The organism is Corynebacterium nasorum (assembly GCF_032821635.1).
Lineage (GTDB): Bacteria > Actinomycetota > Actinomycetes > Mycobacteriales > Mycobacteriaceae > Corynebacterium > Corynebacterium kefirresidentii.
On the sequence record NZ_JAVBIE010000003.1, the window covers coordinates 200,007 to 224,322 of the forward strand.

Annotated in this window: 22 protein-coding genes; 12 read left to right on the forward strand and 10 right to left on the reverse strand. The window is 57.4% G+C overall.

Features of this window, described 5'->3' with window-relative positions; translation table 11 throughout:
• Positions 1–372 precede the first annotated feature (372 nt).
• From gap to secG, 4 genes are all read left to right on the forward strand, one after another.
• Positions 373–1,380 (forward strand): type I glyceraldehyde-3-phosphate dehydrogenase, encoded by a 1,008-nt coding sequence (gene gap / locus RAE07_RS04310; RefSeq protein WP_200287485.1) that lies wholly within the window; start codon positions 373–375, stop codon positions 1,378–1,380.
• 130 nt (positions 1,381–1,510) lie between these two features.
• Positions 1,511–2,728, forward strand: a complete 1,218-nt coding sequence (locus RAE07_RS04315; protein WP_023021497.1) for a phosphoglycerate kinase — start codon at positions 1,511–1,513, stop codon at positions 2,726–2,728.
• A gap of 37 nt (positions 2,729–2,765) precedes the next feature.
• Complete coding sequence (tpiA, locus tag RAE07_RS04320) at positions 2,766–3,548, forward strand: triose-phosphate isomerase (RefSeq protein WP_023021498.1); 783 nt, start codon at positions 2,766–2,768, stop codon at positions 3,546–3,548.
• Positions 3,549–3,731: 183 nt separating this feature from the next.
• Positions 3,732–3,965: a preprotein translocase subunit SecG gene (gene secG / locus RAE07_RS04325; RefSeq protein ID WP_005324856.1), complete on the forward strand. Its 234-nt coding sequence runs from the start codon at positions 3,732–3,734 to the stop codon at positions 3,963–3,965.
• Positions 3,966–4,116: 151 nt separating this feature from the next.
• Here the strand turns inward: secG and pgl are convergent, their stop codons facing one another.
• The 5 genes from pgl to tkt all read right to left on the reverse strand — a co-directional run bounded on the left by pgl (position 4,117) and on the right by tkt (position 10,689).
• Positions 4,117–4,878 (reverse strand): 6-phosphogluconolactonase, encoded by a 762-nt coding sequence (gene pgl / locus RAE07_RS04330; RefSeq protein WP_023021499.1) that lies wholly within the window; start codon positions 4,876–4,878, stop codon positions 4,117–4,119.
• Between the two features lie 41 nt (positions 4,879–4,919).
• A complete protein-coding gene (locus RAE07_RS04335; RefSeq protein WP_317001405.1) occupies positions 4,920–5,855 on the reverse strand; it encodes a glucose-6-phosphate dehydrogenase assembly protein OpcA in 936 nt (311 codons plus the stop codon).
• Positions 5,856–5,869: 14 nt separating this feature from the next.
• On the reverse strand, positions 5,870–7,402 hold the full coding sequence (gene zwf, locus RAE07_RS04340) for a glucose-6-phosphate dehydrogenase (protein WP_023021501.1): 1,533 nt from the start codon (positions 7,400–7,402) through the stop codon (positions 5,870–5,872).
• A 99-nt stretch (positions 7,403–7,501) separates the two neighbouring features.
• Positions 7,502–8,587, reverse strand: a complete 1,086-nt coding sequence (tal, locus tag RAE07_RS04345) for a transaldolase (RefSeq protein WP_023021502.1) — start codon at positions 8,585–8,587, stop codon at positions 7,502–7,504.
• A 29-nt stretch (positions 8,588–8,616) separates the two neighbouring features.
• Complete coding sequence (gene tkt / locus RAE07_RS04350; protein WP_198010472.1) at positions 8,617–10,689, reverse strand: transketolase; 2,073 nt, start codon at positions 10,687–10,689, stop codon at positions 8,617–8,619.
• A 347-nt stretch (positions 10,690–11,036) separates the two neighbouring features.
• On the opposite strand from tkt, the gene RAE07_RS04355 reads away from it, so the two are divergent.
• Positions 11,037–11,981 carry a heme o synthase gene (locus RAE07_RS04355; RefSeq protein WP_023021504.1) on the forward strand — a complete coding sequence of 315 codons (945 nt, stop codon included), beginning with the start codon at positions 11,037–11,039 and terminating at the stop codon, positions 11,979–11,981.
• 83 nt (positions 11,982–12,064) lie between these two features.
• Here the strand turns inward: RAE07_RS04355 and RAE07_RS04360 are convergent, their stop codons facing one another.
• From RAE07_RS04360 to mptB, 5 genes are all read right to left on the reverse strand, one after another.
• Positions 12,065–13,048: a quinone oxidoreductase family protein gene (locus RAE07_RS04360; protein WP_259824556.1), complete on the reverse strand. Its 984-nt coding sequence runs from the start codon at positions 13,046–13,048 to the stop codon at positions 12,065–12,067.
• A gap of 64 nt (positions 13,049–13,112) precedes the next feature.
• Entirely contained in the window at positions 13,113–14,141 is a 1,029-nt protein-coding gene (locus tag RAE07_RS04365) for a COX15/CtaA family protein (RefSeq protein WP_034655361.1), read from the reverse strand.
• A gap of 69 nt (positions 14,142–14,210) precedes the next feature.
• Positions 14,211–14,975, reverse strand: coding sequence for an ABC transporter permease (locus RAE07_RS04370; protein WP_239204004.1), 765 nt, complete (start codon positions 14,973–14,975; stop codon positions 14,211–14,213).
• A 57-nt stretch (positions 14,976–15,032) separates the two neighbouring features.
• Entirely contained in the window at positions 15,033–15,962 is a 930-nt protein-coding gene (locus RAE07_RS04375) for an ABC transporter ATP-binding protein (protein WP_023021508.1), read from the reverse strand.
• Positions 15,963–15,968: 6 nt separating this feature from the next.
• Positions 15,969–17,693 carry a polyprenol phosphomannose-dependent alpha 1,6 mannosyltransferase MptB gene (mptB, locus tag RAE07_RS04380; protein WP_284835353.1) on the reverse strand — a complete coding sequence of 575 codons (1,725 nt, stop codon included), beginning with the start codon at positions 17,691–17,693 and terminating at the stop codon, positions 15,969–15,971.
• Positions 17,694–17,961: 268 nt separating this feature from the next.
• On the opposite strand from mptB, the gene RAE07_RS04385 reads away from it, so the two are divergent.
• The 7 genes from RAE07_RS04385 to RAE07_RS04415 are packed head-to-tail and all read left to right on the forward strand — an operon-like array spanning position 17,962 to position 24,233.
• Positions 17,962–18,699, forward strand: coding sequence for a helix-turn-helix transcriptional regulator (locus RAE07_RS04385; protein ID WP_023021510.1), 738 nt, complete (start codon positions 17,962–17,964; stop codon positions 18,697–18,699).
• Positions 18,696–20,135, forward strand: a complete 1,440-nt coding sequence (sufB, locus tag RAE07_RS04390) for a Fe-S cluster assembly protein SufB (protein WP_023021511.1) — start codon at positions 18,696–18,698, stop codon at positions 20,133–20,135. The genes RAE07_RS04385 and sufB overlap by 4 nt, the downstream gene beginning before the upstream one ends.
• Positions 20,136–20,140: 5 nt before the next feature.
• A complete protein-coding gene (sufD, locus tag RAE07_RS04395; protein WP_308767325.1) occupies positions 20,141–21,295 on the forward strand; it encodes a Fe-S cluster assembly protein SufD in 1,155 nt (384 codons plus the stop codon).
• Positions 21,296–21,324: 29 nt separating this feature from the next.
• A complete protein-coding gene (gene sufC, locus RAE07_RS04400) occupies positions 21,325–22,083 on the forward strand; it encodes a Fe-S cluster assembly ATPase SufC (RefSeq protein ID WP_023021513.1) in 759 nt (252 codons plus the stop codon).
• Positions 22,084–22,128: 45 nt separating this feature from the next.
• Positions 22,129–23,376, forward strand: coding sequence for a cysteine desulfurase (locus RAE07_RS04405; RefSeq protein ID WP_049378170.1), 1,248 nt, complete (start codon positions 22,129–22,131; stop codon positions 23,374–23,376).
• A complete protein-coding gene (sufU, locus tag RAE07_RS04410) occupies positions 23,373–23,825 on the forward strand; it encodes a Fe-S cluster assembly sulfur transfer protein SufU (protein WP_023021515.1) in 453 nt (150 codons plus the stop codon). Before RAE07_RS04405 ends, sufU begins: the two co-directional genes overlap by 4 nt.
• Entirely contained in the window at positions 23,826–24,233 is a 408-nt protein-coding gene (locus RAE07_RS04415) for a metal-sulfur cluster assembly factor (RefSeq protein ID WP_023021516.1), read from the forward strand. It abuts the gene before it with no gap.
• The last annotated feature ends 83 nt before the right edge of the window (positions 24,234–24,316 follow it).

A 24,316-nucleotide genomic window follows, 5' to 3' on the forward strand; every position in this document is an offset into this window, starting at 1 on the left:
TCGGTCGACTTGATTGCCATCAGGACTGAGGCTCGGAAATGTCCGACCGGACAGAGGCGGGCGTAACCCTGGAAGCTATACAGTGATATATTTCACGTTAACAGCGTCAAGGCCACATAAACCCACGCGTTCGGGCGTATCCAGCGGGTTTATGGCGGAGAAATAAAAAGGATCGGCAAAGTGTACGCTCTTTTGGATAATCTGTCATCCGATAGTTCTCAAGGCTGCTAGGGCACTGCACTGTTAAAAAACGCTCGGTAGTATCGGCACTGTAAGGGAAAACGCTCGGGCGCTTCTCAAGCACCGAATATATCGAAGGGCCCGCGCACATACCCATACGCACATTTACTCGACTCTTTGAGGAGAAATACAGTGACTATCCGCGTAGGTATCAATGGCTTTGGCCGTATCGGCCGCAACTTTTTCCGTGCAGTCGCTCAGGGCGACAACAACCTCGAAGTTGTTGCAGTAAACGACCTGACCGATAACGGTACGTTGGCTAACCTGCTCAAGTACGACTCCGTACTGGGCCGCTTCGATGGCGAGATTACCCATGATGATGAATCCATTACGGTTAATGGTCACCGCATCGTGGTCACCGCGGAGAAGGACCCGAAGCAGCTCAAGTGGGGCGAATACGACGTAGACCTCGTGATCGAGTCCACCGGCCGTTTCACCAATGGCAATGACGCCAAGGCTCACCTCGAGGCTGGCGCCAAGAAGGTCATCATCTCTGCTCCGGGCAAGGAAGTAGACGGAACCTTCGTCTATGGCGTTAACTCTGACACCTACGATCCGGCAAACCACAATGTTATTTCCGCAGCATCCTGCACCACCAACTGCCTGGCGCCGATGGCAAAGGTCCTCAATGACAAGTTCGGCATCGAAAAGGGCTTGATGACCACCGTCCACGCCTACACCGGCGACCAGCGCATCCAAGACGCACCGCACAAGGATCCGCGCCGCGCCCGCGCCGCTGCTGTAAATATGGTGCCTACCTCCACCGGCGCAGCTAAGGCTGTCTCCCTGGTACTGCCTGAGCTGGAAGGCAAGCTGGATGGCTACGCCATGCGTGTTCCAGTTATCACCGGCTCTGCTACCGACCTGACGTTTACCGCTTCCCGCGACGTAACCGTTGAAGAGATTAACGCCGCCCTGAAGGAAGCTGCTGAAGGCGAGCTCAAGGACACCCTCGCTTATACCGAGGACCCGCTGGTTTCCACCGATATCGTAACCTCCCCGCACGGCTGCATTTTTGACTCCGGCATGACCAAGGTCTCCAACGGCAACCTCGTTAAGGTTCTGGGCTGGTACGACAATGAGTGGGGATACACCTCCCAGCTTGTACGTATGACTTGCCTGGTGGCAGACAAGCTCTAAACTTAGAGCTTTAATAGAGCTTTAATAATGAGAGTCCGGCCCCGATGCAAGCCTAAACGGCATTGTGTCGCGGTCGGTATTCTTATATCTACAGCCTTGTGAACAATCCGAATTTAAGAAGGAGAAAATAATGGCTTTCCAGACTCTGGATGATCTTCTCAAGGAAGGCGTCGAATCTCGTCACGTCCTTGTTCGTTCTGATTTCAATGTTCCCCTTGATGAAGAAGGAAACATTACTGACCCGGGTCGCATTAACGCTTCTCTTCCCACCATCAAGGCTTTGGTGGAAGGCGGCGCTAAGGTCATTCTGTCCGCGCACCTTGGCCGCCCCAAGGGAGAGGTAAACGCTAAGTACTCCTTGGCCCCAGTCGCTGAAGCTCTGTCCGAGGCTCTTGGCCAGTACGTTGCCTTGGCCGGCGATGTCACCGGCGAGGACGCTCATGAGCGTGCGAACGGGCTCAACGATGGCGATGTCATGTTGGTGGAAAATGTCCGCTTCGACTCTCGCGAGACCTCCAAGGATGAAGCGGAGCGCGGCGCATTTGCTGATGAGCTCGTTGCTTTGGCAGCCGATAATGGCGCTTTCGTCTCCGATGGCTTTGGCGTTGTCCACCGTGCCCAGGCATCTGTGTATGACGTCGCAAAGCGCCTGCCGGCTTACGCAGGCAAGCTCGTAGAAAAGGAACTCTCCGTCCTTTCCACCGTGGCCCAGAAGCCGGAGCACCCATACGTAGTAGTACTTGGCGGCGCCAAGGTCTCGGATAAGCTCGGCGTAATTGAGGCGTTAGCAGATAAGGCAGACAAGGTCATTATCGGTGGCGGCATGTGCTACACCCTTCTGGCCGCCAAGGGCTACAACGTCCAGGAGTCCCTCCTGCAAGAAGACCAGATTGATAACTGCAAGGAGCTGCTCGAACGCTTCGGTGACAAGCTGGTCCTTCCTGTGGATCTCATTGCCGCAAGCAAGTTCGCAGCGGATGCGGAACACCAGGTTGTCGAGCTCGACGGCATCCCAGAGGGCTGGATGTCCCTAGACATCGGGCCAAAGTCTGTGGAGCACTTCGCAGAGGTGCTTGCTTCTTCCAAGACCGTCTTCTGGAACGGTCCGATGGGTGTCTTCGAAATGGAGGCCTTCTCCAAGGGTACTGCGGGCGTCGCGCAGGCTATTATCGACGCCACCGAAAACAACGGCTCCTTCTCGGTTGTCGGTGGCGGCGATTCCGCGGCCTCCGTGCGCATGCTCGGCCTGGACGAGGATGGCTTTAGCCACATCTCCACCGGTGGCGGCGCCTCCCTTGAGTACCTAGAGGGCAAGGAGCTTCCGGGCGTCTCCGTCCTTGAAGCCTAAAATCTGCTGAGTCACTTGCTAAAAGAGAGGAAAAATCATGGCACGTACGCCACTTATCGCAGGTAACTGGAAGATGAACCTCGACCACGTCGAGGCTATCGGTTCCGTTCAAAAGTTTGCGTTCTCCCTGCCTAAGGACTACTACGAAAAGGTCGACGTGGCCTATATGGTCCCGTTTACCGATATTCGCACCATCCAGACGCTGGTAGAAGGCGACAAGTTGCAGATCACCTACGGCGCGCAGGACATCTCTAAGCATGAGTCTGGCGCCTTCACCGGCGAGGTATCTGGTCAAATGCTAGCCAAGCTCGGCTGCAGCTGGGTAGTCGTGGGACACTCGGAGCGCCGTCAGTATCATGGCGAGACCGATAAGCTCGTCGCAGAAAAGGCCGCCGCAGCCTTGGATAATGACATTAGCCCCATCGTGTGCGTAGGCGAGCCACTGGCCGTTCGCGAGGCCGGTACTCACGTGGACTACGTGGTTAACCAGACCCGTAATTCTTTGGCTGGCCTTAGCGCTGAGCAGCTTGCCAAGACCGTCATTGCTTATGAGCCGGTCTGGGCCATTGGTACCGGCAAGGTAGCCTCCGCAGACGACGCACAAGAGGTTTGTGCCGCCATCCGCGAGCTCGTGAAAGAGCTCGCCGGTGACGAGGTAGCGGAAGGCATTCGTATTCTCTACGGCGGTTCCGTCAAGGTTGATTCCGTTGCGGAGATCGTCAGCAAGCCAGACGTAGACGGCGGCCTCATCGGTGGCGCCTCCCTGGTGGGCGAAGAGTTTGCCAAGTTGGCTGCCAACGCAGCTAATGCCCTGAACTAACAGGAGATATCACCTGTCACAGGTTCGCGTTCGGCGCGGGTTGGAATGGTTCCGGCCCGCGCCATCGTGTACAGTGGGCCGGTGTGACTGCTTTGCTGGACGCAAAGCCTAAAAGTACGATTCCGCGCTAGTGGGTGGCAAGAGTCAACCACAAGGCGCATGTTAGAAATAAGGATTATCCTCATGGTCTTGGCACTGGAAATCATCTTGGTCATCGCAGCTATTTTGATGTCCATCTTCGTGCTGCTGCACAAAGGTAAAGGCGGCGGCCTGTCCAGCCTCTTCGGCGGTGGCGTGCAGTCGAACCTTTCCGGCTCGACCGTCGTGGAAAAGAACTTGGATCGCTACACCGTGGTGATGGTTATCATCTGGCTGGCCTGCATTGTGGGCCTAAACCTGATCCAAGCCTTCGCTTAAGCGAAAAGCCAGGATAGCGAAAGCGCCGGCACTAGCTTCCTACCACTAATTTTCCTAGGGGATCTGAAAGTGGGGAAGCGGTGCCGGCGCTTTTCGATTGGCGTCAGGCGCTAAAAGCAATGTACCCGAACGCACACTGCGGATTGCCTGCTTATATCTCGGAAGCAGCGTCATCGGCAAGGAAGAGAACGGTTTCCTTCCTACCGTGTACGCCGGCTGCCGGCCATTCCTCGGCCGCAGCGCCCTCTACCACGTGCTTGGCCGCTTCCGACTTGGCTTCGCCGGCCACAAGGAGCCAAATGCGATCGGATTTATTGACCGCCGGAAGGGTGAGGGTAATGCGCTCGCTGGGCGGCTTTGGGGAATCGTGGACGGGAACAGCTAGTTCTTCTTGCTCCCGAATAGCGGAGGAATGCGGGAACAAGGAATTAATATGGCCCTCCTCACCCATGCCTAGTAGGTGTAGGTCGAAACCATGAGGGGCAAATTCCTTCAACTCTGGTTCGTATGCGCTTGCCGCTGCTTCCATAGACACCGCGCCCAGATCAAAACCGTGAATATTTTGGTTTGGGATATCTACGTGGTTGAGCAACGCATTGCGCGCCTGGCCCTCATTAGAATCTGCGTCGGAAACGGGTACATTGCGTTCGTCGCCGAAGAAAACGTGAACACGCGACCAATCGATGCGCTGAGCAGGAAAATTTTCACCTTGCTGCTGTGCGGCGAAATCCAAACGGGCCAACTCGTGGAGAACGCCAATTCCGGCTCCGCCGCCAGTGAGGACAACACGCGCGACACCATCGTCGTGGAGGCCGCCACCCGATGCTTGGATACGCGCTACGGTATCCACGAATTTCAGTGCGGCCTGGGAGATAAGGTCATCCACATCGCTCACGCGGTGAAGAGTTACCATTATGTATCGCTATCCTTTACAAAGATTCAGATTAAAGCCGTTTACTGGTTACTGTAGTCTACCTGGGCTAGTGCACGGAGCGCTTGTGCATAGGTTTTATCGGCATCCAAATGGCGCAGTTCTTCAGAAAGCACCTCAGCTTGTGAGCGCTTATTGAGGCTCACCAAGGATTCCGGCGAACCCGGAACACACACACGCACCGTGCGCTCGTCAATGACATCGACGTCTACGTGGGTTGTCCCCCGATTGAACCGCAAATGAGTCACTGGGAAGTGGTCCTCCTCGGAGTCGGCCACTGTGCGATGTACGGGAACTGCCAGGCGGTCGAGCAACCATCCAGCGGCGAAATCCGGGGCTGGGTGGCCGGCCGGACCTGCTACCTCTACCGACTTCACCGGCTCGTGGGGATGACGGTCCAAGGCGGAGGCAACGACACCGCGCCACAAGGTGATGGCAGCCCAAGACATATCGGAATCACCCGGCGTGTACCCGGCAGATAGGGTGCGAAGATCTTCGCCGGTCACGCGTCCGTCAAAGGCAACGTTAGTTATGCGGCGCTGCGCCAACTTTCCCACCGAGCTGGAGGCAGGGTCCGGTGGGCACAGAGTAGGCCACCAAGCGACCAGCGGGGTATCAGGTAGTAGCAGCGGCGTGACTACTGCTTCGTCTTGGTTTGCCAAAGCACCGTGCAACTTCATGATGACCATCTCGGAGGCACCTGCTTCGCCGCCCACGCGTAGCTGTGCATCAAGGTGGGTTTCGACCTGCGGGTCTCCCGTTACTACGACCAACACACGTGACGGGTGCTCGTGGGAGGCATCGCGCACGGAAGCGAGAATGCTTTCAAGGTCATCATCCTCACGGGCCGCCACGATTAGAGTGAGCACTCGGCCGGTAGTCAGGGTGTAATGTTCTTGCGCCTCTACTAACTTCTTGGAGATTTCACGCGTAGTGGTATTGGGCAATGGAATAATCATTGTCTGCGTCCCTCCTATGGGCGGCGCCAGGAGTGACCCCGGCGACGCAGTATTTTATCGGCGGATTCTGGTCCCCAGGTGCCAGCGCGGTACTCCTCGGGCTGTCCTGCTTCGGCCCAGTAGTCGATGATGGGGTCCAAAATCGACCAGGAAAGTTCTACCTCTTCATTGGTGGGGAATAGCGAAGACTCGTCCAAGAGGGCATCCAAGATCAATCGCTCATAGGCCTCCGGGGATTCCTCGGTAAAGGCCTCAGCGTAGGCAAAGTCCATATTGACGTCGCGCACCTCCATAGTGGAGCCGGGCACCTTGGAACCAAAGCGCATGGTGACACCCTCATCCGGCTGCACGCGGATAACGACCGCGTTTCTGCCCAGCGCATCGGTTTGACCATCGACGAATGGCTGGTTAGGAGCCGCCTTGAAAACTAGCGCAATCTCGGTCACTCTGCGGCCCAAGCGCTTGCCCGTCCGCAGGTAGAAAGGTACTCCTCCCCAGCGGCGGGAGTTGACTTCCAAGGTACAGGCAGCGTAGGTCTCCGTTGTGGATTCCGGATCGAAGCCTTCTTCCTCGCGCAACCCCTTGACAAACTCGGAGCCTTGCCACCCCGCGGAATATTGGCCGCGAGCAGTGGTCTTATTCAGAGGGTGAACGGCATGGGTAGCGCGCAAGACCTTTACCTTTTCAGCCCGCAATTCTTCCGGCTCGAAGGACGACGGTTCTTCCATCGCGACGAGGGCCAAGAGCTGCAAAAGATGGTTTTGGATGACGTCTCGAGCTGCGCCGATGCCATCATAGTAGCCAGCGCGACCGCCTAGGCCGATGTCTTCAGCCATGGTGATTTGGACGTGATCGATATAGTGGGCATTCCACATAGGCTCAAAAATCTGATTTGCAAAGCGCAAAGCCAAGATATTTTGTACCGTTTCTTTGCCCAGATAGTGGTCGATGCGGAACACCGCGGACTCAGGAAAGACAGCGTTGACAATCTCATTGAGCTTGCGTGCAGATTCCTGGTCATGGCCGAAAGGCTTTTCAATGATGACGCGGCGCCATGAGTCTGCAACGGAGTTGGCCATGCCCACCCGCTCCAGCTGGTGGCAGATATTGGAGAAAAACTCCGGTGGAACGGAAAGGTAATATGCCCAGTTGCTGCCGGTTCCTCGCTCTCGGTCTAGCTCGCCCAAGCGGGCGGAGAGGCGATCGAAGCCGGCATCATCGAAGGAACCTTGGACAAATTCGATGCCCTGCGACAGGTGCTGCCAGACATCTTCATTAAATTCGGTGCGCGAGCCCGCCACTACAGCTGACCGAACGTAGTCACAAAATGCGACCTTGTCCCAGTCACGGCGACCATAACCCACCAGGGTAAAACCAGCGGGCAAGAGACCTCGGCTCGCTAGGTCGTAGATTGCGGGCAGAAGCTTTTTATATGCTAGGTCACCGGTAACGCCGAAGATGACCATGCCCGCGGGTCCTGCGATTCGCGGCAATCGCTTGTCGCTGGCATTGCGCAAGGGGTTGACCCAAGCGGCTGAGTCGGTCACGAAGAATCCTTCCTGAGTTTATGGGCCTTTAGCTCGCTAATATTCTAGCGGCAGAATGCCCCGCCGAATCTTCGGCGGGGCACAAGTCACACGGCTAGTTTACGCGAGTCGTTCCTCGATGGAAGCAAGTAGTTCATTCCAAGCGGCAACAAACTTTTCTACTCCCTCGCGCTCTAGCACGGCAAAGACATCGTCGAAATCAATGCCAACCTCGTTTAGCTGGGCAAAGACGCCTTCTGCCGTCTCGCGGCTGTCCGATAGGGCATCTCCGTGAAGATTGCCTTGGTCGAGAACCGAATCGATGGTCTTTTCCGGCATGGTGTTGACCGTATGCGGACCGGCTAGCTCAGATACGTACAAGGTGGCTGGGTAATCGGGATTTTTCACACCGGTCGAAGCCCACAATGGACGCTGAAGGTGGGAGCCTTCTGGCAAGTCGGCGTCGTCAAGCAAAGTGTCCTGGAAGAGGGCATAGGCGCGCTGTGCATTGGCGACGCCCGCCTTGCCCCGCAGTGCTAGAGCTTGCTCGCTGCCAATGGCCTCCAAGCGCTTGTCTACTTCGGTATCCAAACGGGAAACGAAGAAGGACGCTACGGAGTGGATAGTTGCGACGTCCTTTCCGGACTCGGCGGCACGCTTGAGACCGGTACGGAAGGACTCGATGACAGCGCGGTAGCGTTCCACAGAGAAAATGAGGGTGACATTGACACTGATACCTTCCGCCAGGGCATCCTCAATTGCTGGGAGGGAGCCGGTGGTGGCTGGAATCTTGATCATGACATTAGGGCGATCGACCTTCGACCACAGCTCACGGGCCTGTTCGAGTGTGGCGGTAGGGTCATCCGAAATTCGCGGATCGACCTCAATGGATACACGGCCATCTGCCCCATCAGTGGAGGAGTAAATATCCGCAAAGAGGTCACACGCATTTTGAACGTCTTCAATGGCAAGGGCGTATACCGCTTCATCGGCGCTGGCCTTTGACTCCTTTAGCGTTGCCAGCTCGGCGTCGTAAGCGGTGCCATTGGTCATCGCCGCAGCGAAAATCGCTGGGTTGGTGGTCACGCCCACAATGGACTTGGTCGAAATGATTTCCTTGAGGTTGCCGGAAACGAGACGCTCGCGAGAAAGATCATCAAGCCAGGTCGAGGTTCCCAGCTGGGCAAGTTCCGAGATATGGTTCATGCTTTATCCTTATCCAGTCCTGTTAGGGGTTACTTATTCGCGGCGGCTAGGGACTCCTGTGCCGCCTCAACTACCGCTGCAGTGGTGAATCCAAACTTTTCAAAGAGCTCGCCTGCAGGAGCAGATGCGCCGTAGTGCTCAATGGAGATGCTGCGGCCAAAGGAACCGGTGTACTTATGCCATGGCATTGCAATACCGGCCTCAATAGAAACGCGCGCCTGCACCTTGCTGGGGAGCACAGATTCGCGGTAAGCGTCATCCTGCTCATCAAACCACTCGAGGCAGGGTGCGGACACAACGCGGGTCGCCGTTCCAGCTGCCTCTAGCTCCTTCGCGGCAGCGACAGCGAGCTGCACCTCAGAGCCTGTAGCAAGAAGGATGACCTCTGGTGTCTCCTTGGACTTTTCCACCAGAACATAGGCACCGCGGCGGACGCCGTCATGCGCCTTTTCCTTGGTGCCTTCCAGCACTGGTAGTCCCTGGCGGCTCAGCGCCAGGCCCTTAGGCGCGGCCTTGTACTCAAGGGCTGCCGCCCATGCCTGTGCAGTCTCGTTGGCATCCGCAGGGCGGATAACGGACAGGTTGGGAATGGCACGCAGGGCAGAAAGAGTCTCTACTGGCTGGTGGGTAGGGCCATCTTCGCCCAAACCGATGGAGTCATGGGTCCACACGTAGTAGGTATCGGTCGACATCAGGGAACCCAAGCGCACAGCCGGGTACTGGTACTCGGAGAAGATAAGGAAGGTGCCGCCGTAGACGCGGGTATTACCGTGCAGAGCAATACCGTTCATAATCGCAGACATTGCGTGCTCGCGAATACCGAAGTGCAGGTTGCGGCCATAGGGTTGAGCCGACCACATATCGGTAGTAATGGCCGCGGGGCCGAAGGAATCCGCGCCCTTGATCACGGTGTTATTAGAACCGGCAAGGTCGGCAGAACCGCCCCACATCTCCGGCAGAGAAGCAGCCAAGGCCTGGATGGCGGCTTCAGAAGCCTTGCGGGTGGCCAAAGTTTCGCCTGGTTCCCATTCCGGTAGATCAGCACTGAAGTCTTGCGGCAATTCGCGCGCATTCATGCGGTCAAAAAGTGCCTTATTCTCCGGATTAGCTGCAGCCCATGCGTCGAACTTTTCTTGCCACGCAGAGTGTTTTTCTGCGCCGCGCTCGCGCAACATGCGGGTGTGCGCAATGACCTCATCATCGATGTGGAAGCTGCGCTCCGGATCAAAGCCCAAGACTTCCTTGGTGGCAGCTACCTCGTCATCGCCCAACGCAGCACCGTGGACACCGCCGGTATTCATCTTATTCGGGGCAGGGTAGCCGATAACCGTCTTTACGCGGATGAAGGACGGACGATCGGTTTCTGCTTGAGCAGCCTTGACAGCAGCCTCAATGGCTACGACATCTTCTCCAGATTGCACCGTTTGGACGTGCCAGCCGTAGGCCTCATATCGGGCCACCACATCTTCATTGAAGGCAATATTTGTATCGTCTTCAATAGAGATTCGGTTATCGTCCCAGAAGACGATCAAGTTGCCCAGCTTTTGCGTGCCAGCCAGAGAAGAAGCCTCCGCGGTAACGCCTTCTTGTAGGTCGCCATCGGAGGCGATGGTGTAGATGTAGTGATCGAAGGGGGATTCACCAGCAGGGGCTTCTGGATCGAAAAGGCCGCGCTCCTTACGCGCCGCCATGGCCATTCCAACGGAGGACGCTAGACCTTGGCCGAGGGGGCCAGTGGTGATTTCAACACCGTCGGTGTGGTGGACCTCGGGGTGGCCTGGGGTGCGTGACCCCCACGTGCGCAGCTGCTCGAGGTCTTCCATTTCCAAGCCAAAGCCGCCCAAGTAGAGCTGGATGTACTGGGTAAGGGAAGAGTGGCCAACCGAAAGTACGAAGCGGTCACGGCCGGCCCAGTGCACGTCAGCGGGATCGTGATTAATGACCCGCTGGTAGAGCGTGTAGGCGAGGGGAGCGAGTGACATTGCCGTGCCGGGGTGACCGGAACCGCACTTTTGTACCGCGTCGGCGGCTAGTACTCGCACGGTGTCGATAGCGCGGGTGTCAAGCTCCGACCAATCCTCCGGATAACGGCGCTCAACCATAGTTTGGAGCTCTGGGGACAACTTATCTTTCGACACGAAAAGCCTCGCTTACGTCTAGGCAAAAAGTACTTAACTTTATTAAGTCTAGTAATTTTTTAGCCGGCGGTGCGCAATTATAGAAAGCCAGGCATAACCGGTATGCTGGCATGGCTAAGCGGTGCACGCGAGCACGCAAAAGCGTGTGCCAAATCTAGCGGACATGGGTCTGTAACCTCTCGCGCCTGCGCCGAAAAATGTGAGTGAGAGAACTGGAACTTTTTCACGGGCATGTGCGACCGCTAGGGGTGACCGCGCGCAGGAGATGCGCGAGGCACAGTTCACCAACGTTCAGATAGTGGAGGAATTCCTTGGAGACCATCAAGGCCTATTTTGCGCTAACGAAACCGAGGATCATTGAGCTCCTCCTCGTGGCCGCAATCCCGGCGATGCTCCAAGCGCAGCGCGGCGTGGAGGCTGTGTCAGACAATATTTGGCTCATCGTGTCGACCATTTTCGGCGGCTGGTTGGGCGCTGGCGCCGCCCACACGTTCAATAACGTCGTGGACTACGAGTTGGATCAAAAGATGCAGCGCACGAGGGCTCGTCCGCTCGTAAGAGCGAAGATTTCGAAGCGGAACGCAGCCATTTTTGCCTGGGTAATGCTTATTATTTCCGTGCTGTGGCTGGGCCTCCTTGCCCATTCTTGGCTCGCAGCTTTCTTCGTCGTGTTGACGAACTTCTTCTATGTCTTCGTCTACACCAAGTTTTTGAAGATGCGCAATGCGCAAAACATCGTCTGGGGCGGCCTCGCAGGCTGTATGCCGGCCATGGTTGGCTGGGCCGTAATTCGGGATAATGCCCCAGCCGGAGAGCCTGACCGCTGGTGGCAGGCAGTGGTGCTCTTCCTCATCATCTTCTTCTGGACCCCGCCGCACACGTGGGCGCTGGCCATGAAGTACAAAGAAGACTACCGAAAAGCCGGCGTGCCGATGCTGCCTGTGGTGGCGGGCGAAGCAGAAGTCACTCGCCAGATCGTGTGGTACACCGTTGGAACGGTTATCGTGACCCTACTCATCGTCCCCGCAGCTTCGTGGATCTACTTGGTCGCAGCGGTTGCTTCGGGCGCGGTATTTCTGTGGATGGCTATCCGTTTGCATAAGGGAGTGAAAAACGGCGCCAAGGTTAAGCCGATGCGCTTGTTCATCTACTCCAATAACTACCTTTCGGTGCTCTTTATCGGTTTGTCCATCGACGCAGTCTTAGGCTGGGAGCCCTTAGGCCGGATGCTGGGTTGGTCGGCCACGTTATTCTAACTGCGCCCCATTCCAAGAGCAGGGCAAAAAGAGCGCGGGAGAAGCAATGCTGCTTTTCTCCCGCGCTCTAGGTGTAGGTGGGGCTAGTCCTCGTCTCCGTCGGCGTCTTGGACGCGCAGAACGATGGAGCCGGTAGTCTTGCGATCCTGCAAGTCGCGGTGAGCCGCAGCGGCTTCTGCCAAAGGATAGGAGGCCGTGACGTTAAAGCGTAGGTCGCCGTCCATGACAGCTTGGACGACTGCTTGGGCGCGCATTTGAAACTCGCCCTCTTGTGCCGTCCATGCGCCGATGGAAGGCCGCGTCAGGAAGATGGACCCATGCTTGTTCAGCAGCTGTGGGTCGATAGGCTCAACCGGACCAGAGGCGGCACCAAAAAGCGCGACGGTGCCGCGTGGACGTACTGCCTCTAGCGATTCCTGGAAGGTAGCTTTGCCGACGCCGTCATAAACCACGTCGACGCCCTTGTCACTGTTGTAGCGGCGAACTTGCTCGGCGAGTCCCTCGCCGTAGCGAAAAACCTTATCCGCCCCGGCCGCGTAGGATAGTTCTTCCTTTTCGTCCGTGGACACGAGGGTATAAACGGTAGCGCCTAGCGACGATGCCATCTGGGTGAGGATTTGCCCCACGCCGCCGGCACCGGCGGTAATCAGGCAAGAAGCACCTTCGCCCAATTGATAGACCCCGTGCGCCAGATAGTGCGCGGTAATGCCTTGGAGCAACATGGATGCTGCAACCTCAGGTTGGAAATCGTCTGGGACTGCCACCAGTCCCTCGCGCGGGACGCAGACCTTCTCGGCGTAGGAGCCGAAGGCCTGGTTCCACGCCACCATTGTGCCTTCCGCAATTTCTCCCTTTGGGTCGTGGACGACTCGCCCAGTACCTTCGAATCCGGGAATGAAAGGGGCGGTCGCATTATAGATACCCTCACGGTAATAGGTATCGATGTAGTTGACGCCGGCCATGATGACGTCTACCAAGACCTCATCGTCATTCGGGGTGGGGGCGGGAACTTCGGTATAGCGAAGTACTTCTGGTCCGCCGGTTTCTGTGACCTGAATTGCGTGCATATAGCCAGGCTAGCGCAAAAAGCCGGCCGAGTGCAGGACTTCGGCCGGCTGGTTGCGCTGCGTGTTAAGCCGTCGCGCGTGCTGCTTCTAGCGAGGCTTGGCGTGCGGCGTACTTTTCATCGCCGCTAGGGGAGCCGGTGATGAGATCCGCGGTGCCATCGGTACGGCGTACGCCGTGTGCCCACAGTAGTGCGGTATAGGCCGTGACAAAGGAGGATAGCCCAATGTGGAAAGGAACAGTCCAGCGCGGAATGCTCATATAGAACTGGTAGACGCCTACGGCCCACTGGATAAGGATGCAGGCGATGAGGACCCAGCCCGCCTTCTTCGCGTCCTGTGGGGCACGGTTCTTATAGAGCAGGAAGATGGTAATAACGGTAAGCGTCAGGTAGACGTACATGCACATGGCGTGGGTGACGGCCATGGCTTCGGTATCCACCTGCAAGCGGCCTTCCATTCCGACCCCGGAATCGCCAGAGTGGACGCCCGAACCGGTAACCATAGTGCCGGTGATAAGAACAATGCTGAGGGCAATTGTTGCGACTGCAGCGAGCAAGCGAATCGCCTGGGGGAATCGTGCTCGTGGCGTTCCGTCATCGGGTTCCAAGATGCGGGAATAGAGCATTGCCGCCAGCCATACCAAGAGCATTGATGGCAGGAAGTGCAGTGCTACAGACCACCAGCGCAGGTCGAGATGGACAGAAATTCCGCCAATGACCGCCTGCAGCACAATGCCAGCGACATTGAGCCATGCATACACCTTAAGCTCTGTGCGCCGACGTGCCATGCGCATGGCGATGACGGCGGCTACCGCCGCAGCGGTGACGACGAACGTGAGCAGGCGGTTACCAAACTCGATGGCCTGGTGCAGTGCAGGAGCGGCGCCTTCCATGGGGACAAGGGAGCCAGGCTGGCACTCGGGCCAGGTAGGGCAGCCGAGTCCCGAGCCGGTCACGCGGACAATGGACCCAGACACGGTAATGCCACCCTGGCATAAGAGAAGGATGAGCGCGATGAGGCGCTGTTGCTGCAGCGTAGGGGCGGCTTCTTTAAAGAAGCGCTTGATTTTTGTCCAGTAATTCACGCATAGCATCCTACTAGTCGGGAGATTTTGGGCATAAAAATTCCTCTTGTTTCGGGCGGAACCGGACAAAAGTCACATTTAGCCCTCGAAGCGGAACCAACGGACCGCTGCGAACGACGCCACGGCGAGCCAAGCTACCAAGGAAATAAGTTCGAGGCCGGGGAAGGTGGAATTGGAGGCGTCGGTAAGTGCGCCTGCCAGAGCGACGGTGGGGACCACGTTGAGGATGCCATTATCGCCCAATCCCTGGGAGTATAGGGTCCACCCGACCACGCCGAGGAGCAGGAACCAGATGAGGTTGGCCAGCGCGAGCACCATCTCTGAACTAAGCGTGCCGCCAAGCAGTAGCCCCATGGCGGTAAAAGCCGCGACGCCAAAGAAAAGGGAGAGGAGCATGAGCAACACCCCACCCGCGCTGATACGCAGACCCAAAATGAAGGCGGCTATACCCAAGACAAGGATTTGGAATACCACCATCGTGAGCACGCCGAGGATTTTGCCGCCGATAATGGCCCACGCCGGCACCCCGGATGCCCCGGTGCGCTTGAGGGCCCCGTATCGTCGGTCAAAGGCAAGTGAAATAGCTTGACCGGTAAAGCCCGCAGAGGTGGCCGCAACTGCAAGCACCATGGGGAAAACCTCGTGCAGGCCGTGCTTGGTAACGGACTCCAAGTGGGCCGCACCAATGAGGATGGCCAGTGGAATGATGACGCTGAGCAGTTGCTGCTCGCCGTGGCGCAGCATGAGCTTAGCTTCCATCGTGCCTTGCGCGAGCAGCATAGCGCCGGCGCTGGTCCGCTTGGGGGCGGGAGTAAAGGTCCCGGGTTTAAAGGTGGTGCTCATAAATGGCTTCTTTCCTCGACACAATGAATTGAATATTTTCCCAAGATGGGATTGCAGCTAGCTGCGCAAGTGGCGGCCCGTGAGGTCAAGGAATACCTCTTCCAGATTGCGGTGGGCCGCATCTAAGTACCGCAGTAAGACTCCTTGGCGGGCGAGCTCAGCGCTGAGCGTGGCGATGGTCTCGGGAGTGCCGGCTTGGCTCAAGCGGTAATGCAGGGGACGGGATTTGGTGGCATTAATCCCCGCCGCAGCTAGGGCCTCCATATCTACGTCGATGTCGGTGCTGAAATTAAGCCCTGCCGATTCCGTCTGGGCGGTAAGTTCTGCGGGGGTGCCGTGAGCTACCAGCTGACCATGATCCATGATGGCCAAGCGGTCTGCCAGCGACTCCGCCTCATCCATCAGGTGGGTGGTTAGAACGATGGTTACGCCATCCCGCTGCAGGGCTCGGACTAGGTCCCAGACCGCCAACCGGGATTGTGCATCCATGCCTGCCGTAGGTTCATCCAGAAAAACCAACTCGGGTCGTCCGATGATAGCCAAGGCGAGGGACAGGCGTTGCTGTTGTCCTCCAGATAGCCTGCGATAAGGGGTGCGAGCCACCCCCTCAAGCCCCAACGTTTCTAGTAGCCACTGCGGGGAGAGAGGCCGGGCGCTGTATCGGGCAGAAAGCTCCAGCATTTCTAGCACGCGGATGCCGGAATAGGAACCGCCGCCTTGGAGCATGATACCGACCTTTTCTCGCACCCTATCTGGTTCGGTACTTGGGTTTAGCCCTAGGACGTCGATGGTGCCGCTGGTGGGATGGAGAAAGCCCTCTGACATTTCAATCGTCGTGGACTTTCCGGCACCATTGGGGCCAAGGAGACAAAAGACCTCGCCCTGGGCAACGCTGAGGCTAAGGCCATTTACGGCAGTGGTGGAGCCAAACTTCTTCACCACGTTGTCCAAGGTTAGGGCTGGGCGGTCGGCTGAAATGGAATTCACGTGGCATTAGTTTAGGACACGGATTCCGCTGCGCCGCACTGCAACCCACCACAGGGTGGCGATAGCAGTGAAGGCACAGGCGGCTGACACGTAGACCACAATGATGGTGCTGGGGGGAAGGCCGAGACCGCGCGGCAGCACAAAGAAGCTCATCGCTGCGGAATAGGCTACGACGCTGAAGCGGAAAATGAGCCTATTAGCCCACGCGGCCAAAGGTAGTACGGCCCATAGGATGTACCACGGATGGACGACGGGGAAAAAGATAACCAGTACTAAAGAGGCGATGCCGAGTCCTCCCACGGGGTGGATGTGGCCGCGCAAGGTGGCAAAGAGCATGCGGGCCATGAAGGCTACCGCCACGAGAACACCAAAGGTGCGGGTGACTGTGAGAATGGCTTCGGTGTGGTCGCCAAGGCCTAGGAGCATTCCGATAAAACCGGTACCTACGCCTACGGCGGTGGACGTAGAAAGCCACGAGCGAATGGACGCCGCCCCGCCTTGCCCGGTAATCCACCCCAAGCTAATGCCGGTGCAGACGCTAATAAGAGCAACGGTTGCTACTAAAACGATTATTTGCAAAGCGATGGCGTAGGCCAGGGCCTTCCAGCGTGCCGTACCGTGTGCGTTGATGAGGCGGCGAGCGTAGGCCATGCCCACAAAGCCCAGCCCAATAAAGCCAGTAACCTTGACCATTCCGGCACAGGAAAGGCAAAAACCGGAAGCTACCAGGGCTAGGTAGGCACTGCGTCGGGAGGCATCCAGCTTGTCGACGCCGCGGAGACCCAGTTCCATGCCCACCAATAGCAAACCCAACATGATGGACTCATTATGGATTCCGCCCACTAGATGCAAGATGGTCAGCGGGTTGAGGATGCCGAGCCACAGTGCAGATTCTGGAGATACCCGGCAGCGCTGCGCGAGACAGCTTATGGCCCAACCAGCAACAATAATCCCGGCGATGGACAATAGGCGATGGGTGATAACGCCCAAGAGGATGGAGTTAGAAGTAACCGCGCTGACCACAGCTGCGAGGCCGAGTGCTACCGGGCCATAAGGGGAAGGGGAATTAGCCCAGATAAACGGCACGGAGCGGGCGAGCTTATTACCTGCCCCTAGCAATTGAACGGGCCCGGCAGAATATGGATCCATGCCCTGTGCCACGATGGAACCATTAGCCAAGTAGGAGTAGATATCTTGGGTGAATAGCGGGGCGGTAAAAATCAACGGGATGACCCACCCCGCCCAGGTTTGCCACAGTTGATGCGTGGTCACCAGACGGCGAGCACCCGCTGGGGCGGTGGCCTTGTCCTGAGGTTGGCGCAAGGGGGTTCCGACAAAGGGGGCGAGGAACACCCAAGCGGAGACCAATAGGCCTACTCCCACCATTACTATGGCGGAGGAAGTTTGCAGCATGCGGGACATCAAGGAGCCGAAGGGCACGTTGTCGTAGGGATTGCCCACCACGGGGAGTGCGCCGGCGCCTAGGGCGCCGAACGCAATGAGCAGGGAGCCTACCGTGCCTACCCAGCGCAGAATGAAAAATGTCCGCCACTGTGCTGTGGTGGTGCGCTTGAGGCCATCCGCATTGGCGGGGACAAAATCAAACCGAGAATCGGGTTCGGCGGCCCCCGTGTCTTCGGCGTGTAACCGTGCCGACCGGGAACCAGCGGTACCCAGCTGCGGCAGCTCTGCCTTCACGCCAGAAAATAAGCCGCGGATTTTGCCTGTCATGGCATATGACTTTACGCGAATCAATTGCTTAAACCCCAGCGGGCCCGCCCACATCGTCGGCAGCACGGTCGAGTCGGGCCGTTAGGGGAGTGTTGCCACCCCCGTGCCACGCCGAAGTTTGGCCAATGGTGGCATTCCGGAATGAATTAAGGAACACTAGTGTTGTCTAATATTGAAGGCGCTGTTGAACTGCGGCGAGCATCCCGGAGCTACGGGAGGACGTTGCGGGGCGGCAGTAAGTGTCTGAAGCGCGAAGGGAGGTCCCAGCATGAGCAGTCCGCAACGTAGTGTGGCTACGCCGAAGCCGGCGAAGGAATCCCGCACCACGGATGGTGATACCCGCCGTCAAGTTATGCTGTTGCTGTTGAAAGACGGGCCCGTTACCGCTTCCCACTTGGGTGAACGCCTTGGCCTTTCTGCTGCCGGAATTCGCCGGCACTTAGACAACTTGGTGGAAGAGGAACTGACGGAGGTCGTGCGCCGCCGACCCGCTACCCGCGGCTCTGCGGGCAGCGGTTCTGGTCGCGGGCGACCAGCCAAATACTTCCGCCTCACCGATCGTGGCCGCGCACAATTCGGTCACGCTTATGATGATCTGGCCTCAGAGGCCCTGACAGCGTTACGCGCGGTCGGCGGGTCTGAGGCCGTCAAACACTTTGCCAAAGTCCGCTTTGAGCGCCTCGTGGCAGATGTTCGGCCTCTGATAGAAGAGGGCGAGTCTGTTGAAGACGTGGCTCGCAAGCTGGCCGAGGTGCTGGATGAGCACGGGTATGCCGCCACGGTGGACCGCGCCGGCCAGGGAGTGCAGATCTGTCAGCACCATTGTCCGGTCTCCCACGTGGCGGCCGAGCATCCAGAGCTGTGTGAGGCGGAACAGGAAGTCTTTTCTGCTTTATTAGGCAAACACGTACAGCCTTTGGCTTCCATTGCTGGAGGTCACGGAATCTGTACCACTAACATCCCCTTGACACCCGTTAATACAAATACTGAAAGGAGCGAGTCATGACCCAGGCACAATCGGCACCCGATAACAAGATGACCGATGATGAAATCATTGATTCCATTGGTGCATATGAGTACGGCTGGCACGACTCGGACGCGGCTGGTGCTTCTGCTCGCCGCGGCTTAAACGAAGATGTAGTACGCGATATTTCCGCCAAGAAGGGCGAGCCAGAATGGATGCTTAACCAGCGCCTAAAGGCTCTCAATATCTTTGATAAAAAGCCCATCCCCACGTGGGGTGCGGACCTATCTGGCATCGACTTTGACCAGATCAAGTACTACGTGAAGTCCACCGAGGAGCAGGCCCAGACGTGGGAAGACCTCCCGGATGACATTAAGGCCACCTACGATAAGTTGGGCATTCCAGAGGCCGAAAAGCAGCGCCTCGTTGCAGGTGTGGCAGCCCAGTACGAGTCTGAGGTTGTCTACCACCAGATTCGTGAGGACCTAGAAAGCCAGGGCGTTATCTTCGTCGATACCGACACCGCGCTGCGTGATTACCCAGAGCTCTTCAAGGAGTATTTCGGTACCGTCATTCCCGCGGGCGATAATAAGTTCTCCGCGCTGAACTCCGCCGTGTGGTCGGGTGGCTCCTTCATTTACGTGCCAAAGGGAGTGCACGTGGATATTCCGCTGCAGGCTTATTTCCGCATCAACACGGAAAACATGGGTCAGTTTGAGCGCACCCTCATCATCGTTGACGAGGACGCCTATGTGCACTACGTCGAGGGCTGTACCGCACCTATCTATAAATCCGACTCTTTGCACTCTGCAGTAGTAGAGATCATCGTGAAGAAGGGCGGCCGTTGCCGCTACACCACCATTCAGAACTGGTCCAGCAACGTCTACAACTTGGTGACCAAGCGCACCAAGGTAGAAGAGGGTGGCACCATGGAATGGGTCGACGGCAATATTGGTTCCAAGGTCACGATGAAGTACCCGGCAGTGTGGATGACCGGACCATATGCAAAGGGCGAGGTCCTCTCCGTTGCCTTTGCTGGTGAGGACCAGTTCCAAGACACCGGTGCCAAGATGACCCACATGGCCCCGCACACCTCTTCCAATATCGTTTCCAAGTCGGTGGCTCGTGCCGGCGGTCGCGCCGCTTACCGCGGCTTGGTGCAGGTCAATCAGAACGCGCACCATTCCACGTCGAATGTCGAATGCGATGCACTGTTGGTCGACAATATCTCGCGTTCGGATACATACCCGTATAACGACATCCGCAATGACCACGTCACGCTGGGCCATGAGGCAACCGTTTCCCAGGTTTCTGAGGAGCAGTTGTTTTACTTGATGTCCCGCGGCATTGCGGAAGAAGAAGCAATGGCGATGATCGTGCGTGGCTTCGTTGAGCCGATTGCTAAGGAGCTGCCGATGGAGTACGCCCTCGAGCTCAACCGCCTCATCGAACTGCAAATGGAAGGATCGGTCGGCTAAAGAAAATGGTCGCTTCGAACGAATTCAATCCGGATAAGATTACCAAGGGTGATGTCTTTACCTCCACCAACGTGGAGGACTTCCCGGTGCCGCACGGCCGTGACGAGGTCTGGCGCTTTGTTTCCCTGCGCAAGCTCCGTGGCCTGCATAATGGCGACTTTGCTGAGGCTGTAGCCCAGGATGTCACCGTGAGCGAGCACCCGGGCGTAAGCTCCGAGACCGTCGCTCGTGATGATGAACGATTGGGCCGTGTAGGTACCCCGTCTGATCGTGTCGCGGCACAGGCATGGACCTCCATGCCAGAAGGCCAGGTTGTCACCATCGATGCAGAGGCTCAGGTCGAAGAACCCGTCGTCATTACCTATACCGGCAAGGGCGAGGGCGTAACGTCCTTTGGCGCCACCTCCATCGAGGTAGGCCACCACGCTGAAGCTACCGTCATTTTGAAGTATGTCGGCTCCGGCACCCACGCGGATAACGTCGAGTTCATCGTGGGCGATGGTGCTCACTTGACCGTTGTCGTTGACGTTGACTGGGAAGACGATGCGGTTCACCTGTCCAACCACGTTGCCCAGCTCGGCCGCGATTCCGTGCTACGCCATAACTCCGCCATCTTTGGCGGCGAAGTAGTACGCATCGTGCCGCGCGTGAACTTCACCGAGCAAGGTGGCGACGCAGAGCTATTGGGCGTGTACTTCGCGGACGAAGGCCAGTACTTTGAGAACCGCATGCTCGTGGATCACTCCGTTCCTAACTGCCGCTCCCATGTTCTTTATAAGGGCGCGCTGCAGGGTACTAAGCAAAATGAGGCCCGCACCTGCTGGGTGGGCGATGTTCTCATTCGCTCCAATGCACAGGGCACTGATACCTACGAGACCAATAACAATCTGATCCTGACCGAGGGCGCTCGCGCGGATGCAATCCCTAACCTGGAGATTGAGACTGGTGAAATTACCGGCGCTGGCCACGCAGCCACCGTTGGTCGCTTCGATGACATTGAGTTGTTCTACCTCATGTCTCGCGGCATTCCAGAGGCTGAAGCCCGCCGCCTCATCATCCGTGGCTTCTTCAATGAGGTCATCCACCGCATCCCGGTGCAGTCCCTGTCTGAGGAATTGGAAGACCGCATTTCCGAAGAACTGGAAAAGATCTCCGCCTAAAGCTTTCATAGAAGGAAACCACACACATTATGTCTACTCTGGAAATTAAGAACCTCCACGCTCAAGTGCTGCCGACGGAAGAAGGCGGCGAGCCGAAGGAAATTCTCAAGGGCGTCAACCTGACGATCAACTCTGGCGAGATCCACGCCATCATGGGCCCGAACGGCTCCGGCAAGTCCACCTTGTCCTACACCATCGCCGGCCACCCAAAGTATGAGGTTACCGAGGGCGAGGTGCTGCTCGACGGCGAAAACCTACTGGACATGCCCGTCGATGAGCGCGCTCGTGCCGGCCTTTTCCTGGCAATGCAGTACCCCACTGAGGTCCCGGGCGTAAAGGTCTCCCAGTTCATGCGTTCCGCCGTCACCTCCATCCGCGGTGAGGCACCGAAGCTGCGTGAATGGAATAAGGAGCTTACTCAGGCCCGCGAGAACCTGAAGATCGATAAGTCCTTCATCTCTCGCTCCGTTAACGAGGGATTTTCCGGTGGCGAGAAGAAGCGCCATGAGGTTATGCAGCTGGATATCCTCAAGCCAAAGTTCGCAGTGATGGATGAGACGGACTCCGGCTTGGACGTTGACGCCTTGCGCATCGTTTCTGAGGGCATCAACAGCTACCAGAAAGAAACCAATGGTGGCATTTTGATGATTACCCACTATAAGCGCATCCTGAACTACGTGAAGCCGGACTTTGTCCACGTCTTCGCTGATGGCCACGTCATCAAGACCGGTGGCGCCGAATTGGCCGATCAGCTCGAGTCTGACGGCTACGACCAGTTCCTCAAGTAAGAACCGGCCACCGGCCGGTCAACCGAGACTATCCTAAGAAGATTCATGTCTGGATTTGATGTAAACGCAATCAGGGAGCAGTTCCCGATTCTCCAGCGCACCGTCCGAGGCGATAAGCCTCTGGTGTATCTGGATTCAGGCGCTACCTCCCAGCGCCCGCTGTCGGTGTGGAAGGCGGAAGAGGAGTTTGTGTTGCACACGAACGCCCCTGTTCACCGCGGTTCCTACCAGTTGGCGGAAGAAGCCGATGATGCCTATGAGTCCGCACGGCAGGCTATCGCCGCGTTCGTAGGCGCGGACCGCGATGAAATCGCCTTTAGCAAAAACGCCACCGAGGCCCTGAACGAGGTTGCTTATGTGCTTAGCGACGAACGCGCGGGGGACCTCTACGTAGGCGAGGGCGATACCGTTGTGATCACCGAACTGGAGCATCACGCTAACTTGGTGCCGTGGCAGGAGCTTTGCGCTCGTACCGGCGCTACGTTGAAGTGGTACTCCATGACCGAAGACGGTCGCATCGATCTCGATTCGCTCGAACTCGATGAATCCGTCAAGGTCGTTGCCTTTACCCATCAGTCCAATGTGACCGGTGCTGTGGCGGATGTCGATGAGCTGGTACGCCGCGCCCGCGCGGTTGACGCCATGGTTGTACTCGACGCCTGCCAGTCGGTGCCGCACATGGCGGTAGATTTCCACGCCTTGGATGTGGACTTCGCGGCGTTTTCCGGTCACAAGATGTGTGGCCCCAGCGGCGTTGGTGTCCTCTACGGCAAGGAGGAGCTGCTCAAAAAGCTGCCGCCTTTCTTGACCGGTGGCTCCATGATTGAGATTGTCAAGATGGAACAGACAACCTTTGCCGAGCCGCCGACGCGCTTTGAGGCAGGCACGCAGATGACGAGCCAGGTAGTAGGCCTCGGCGCCGCGGTGAAGTTTTTGGAAGAAGTGGGCATGGATAATATCCACGCGCACGAAAAGAAACTTACGGAGCGCGCACTGCGCCAGCTGAAAGAAATCCCGGGACTGCGCATCATCGGACCGGAAACCACTGAAAACCGCGGCGGTGCCATTTCTTTCACCGTGGACGGCGTTCACCCGCATGACTTGGGCCAGGTCCTCGATGACCACGGCGTGTCCATTCGCGTTGGCCACCACTGCGCGTGGCCATTGCACCGCGCCTGCGGGGCACAATCCACTGCTCGCGCCAGCTTCTACCTCTATAACACCGAGGAAGAAGTAGATAAGCTGGTGGAAGCAATCAAGGCCGCCCGCGAATTCTTTGGAGTTGCCTCATGAACCTAGATTCCATGTACCAGGACGTCATCCTGGACCACTACAAGAACCCGCAGCACGCCGGACTGAGGGAGCCTTATCAGGCTGAGGTTCACCATGTGAACCCGTCCTGCGGAGATGAGCTGACCCTGCGCGTGCGTCTTTCCGATGACGGCAAGACCGTTGAGGACGTCTCCTATGACGCGGAAGGCTGTTCCATCTCGCAAGCTTCTACCTCGGTTATGGCTGAAGAAATCGTTGGGCTACCGCTCGCGCAAGCCAATGAGAAGCTGGCCGAGTTTGAAAAGATGATCACCTCTCGCGGCCAGGACGAGGGCGATGAAGACCTCATCGGTGATGGCGTAGCCTTCGCCGGAGTGTCCCAGTACCCAGCGCGCGTAAAGTGTGCGCTCCTCGGATGGAAGGCCTTCCAGGCTGCTTCCGCCGATGCACTAACAGAAGTGGAGAGCTAGATGACCGATCCCGTAGATCCTTATCAGAACGAGAATTCCTCTTTCTCCGGCAGCGGCGAGCGACCGGAGCAAACCGAAGAGCAGATTTCCAAGGCATTTGACGTCACCGAATTTATGCGAGACGTCATTGACCCTGAGCTCGGGATCAACGTTGTTGACTTGGGCCTTGTCTATGATCTGTGGTTCGAAGAGGACAATGGCAAGGAAATCGTCATGATCAATATGACGTTGACCTCACCGGCCTGCCCATTGACCGATGTCATTGCTGAGCAGGTGGAAGACATCGTCAAGGCCAATAAATTGGCCGATGCCGTCCGTATCAACTGGGTATGGATGCCGCCATGGGGTCCGCAGATGATTACGGAAGAGGGCCGCGAGCAACTTCAGGCCCTCGGCTTCGCGGTTTAAAGCGCGTCCTACGCACACGCCTCCAGCAGCGCATTTCTCGGATTAGGGAAGTGGCTGTTGGGGGGCGTTAGCGCGTCTTAGCG

What these genes read in the sequence shown, in the direction of transcription:
- secG (WP_005324856.1), top strand. Translation starts at nt 3,732, where the DNA reads ATGGTCTTGGCACTGGAAATCATCTTGGTCATCGCAGCTATTTTGATG.
- tkt (WP_198010472.1), bottom strand. Translation starts at nt 10,689, where the DNA reads ATGGTTGAGCGCCGTTATCCGGAGGATTGGTCGGAGCTTGACACCCGC.
- RAE07_RS04385 (WP_023021510.1), top strand. Translation starts at nt 17,962, where the DNA reads ATGAGCAGTCCGCAACGTAGTGTGGCTACGCCGAAGCCGGCGAAGGAA.
- tal (WP_023021502.1), bottom strand. Translation starts at nt 8,587, where the DNA reads ATGAACCATATCTCGGAACTTGCCCAGCTGGGAACCTCGACCTGGCTT.
- RAE07_RS04360 (WP_259824556.1), bottom strand. Translation starts at nt 13,048, where the DNA reads ATGCACGCAATTCAGGTCACAGAAACCGGCGGACCAGAAGTACTTCGC.
- RAE07_RS04415 (WP_023021516.1), top strand. Translation starts at nt 23,826, where the DNA reads ATGACCGATCCCGTAGATCCTTATCAGAACGAGAATTCCTCTTTCTCC.
- mptB (WP_284835353.1), bottom strand. Translation starts at nt 17,693, where the DNA reads ATGACAGGCAAAATCCGCGGCTTATTTTCTGGCGTGAAGGCAGAGCTG.
- RAE07_RS04370 (WP_239204004.1), bottom strand. Translation starts at nt 14,975, where the DNA reads ATGAGCACCACCTTTAAACCCGGGACCTTTACTCCCGCCCCCAAGCGG.
- RAE07_RS04405 (WP_049378170.1), top strand. Translation starts at nt 22,129, where the DNA reads ATGTCTGGATTTGATGTAAACGCAATCAGGGAGCAGTTCCCGATTCTC.
- sufC (WP_023021513.1), top strand. Translation starts at nt 21,325, where the DNA reads ATGTCTACTCTGGAAATTAAGAACCTCCACGCTCAAGTGCTGCCGACG.
- pgl (WP_023021499.1), bottom strand. Translation starts at nt 4,878, where the DNA reads ATGGTAACTCTTCACCGCGTGAGCGATGTGGATGACCTTATCTCCCAG.
- RAE07_RS04335 (WP_317001405.1), bottom strand. Translation starts at nt 5,855, where the DNA reads ATGATTATTCCATTGCCCAATACCACTACGCGTGAAATCTCCAAGAAG.
- sufD (WP_308767325.1), top strand. Translation starts at nt 20,141, where the DNA reads ATGGTCGCTTCGAACGAATTCAATCCGGATAAGATTACCAAGGGTGAT.
- sufB (WP_023021511.1), top strand. Translation starts at nt 18,696, where the DNA reads ATGACCCAGGCACAATCGGCACCCGATAACAAGATGACCGATGATGAA.
- RAE07_RS04315 (WP_023021497.1), top strand. Translation starts at nt 1,511, where the DNA reads ATGGCTTTCCAGACTCTGGATGATCTTCTCAAGGAAGGCGTCGAATCT.
- sufU (WP_023021515.1), top strand. Translation starts at nt 23,373, where the DNA reads ATGAACCTAGATTCCATGTACCAGGACGTCATCCTGGACCACTACAAG.
- tpiA (WP_023021498.1), top strand. Translation starts at nt 2,766, where the DNA reads ATGGCACGTACGCCACTTATCGCAGGTAACTGGAAGATGAACCTCGAC.
- RAE07_RS04365 (WP_034655361.1), bottom strand. Translation starts at nt 14,141, where the DNA reads ATGCTATGCGTGAATTACTGGACAAAAATCAAGCGCTTCTTTAAAGAA.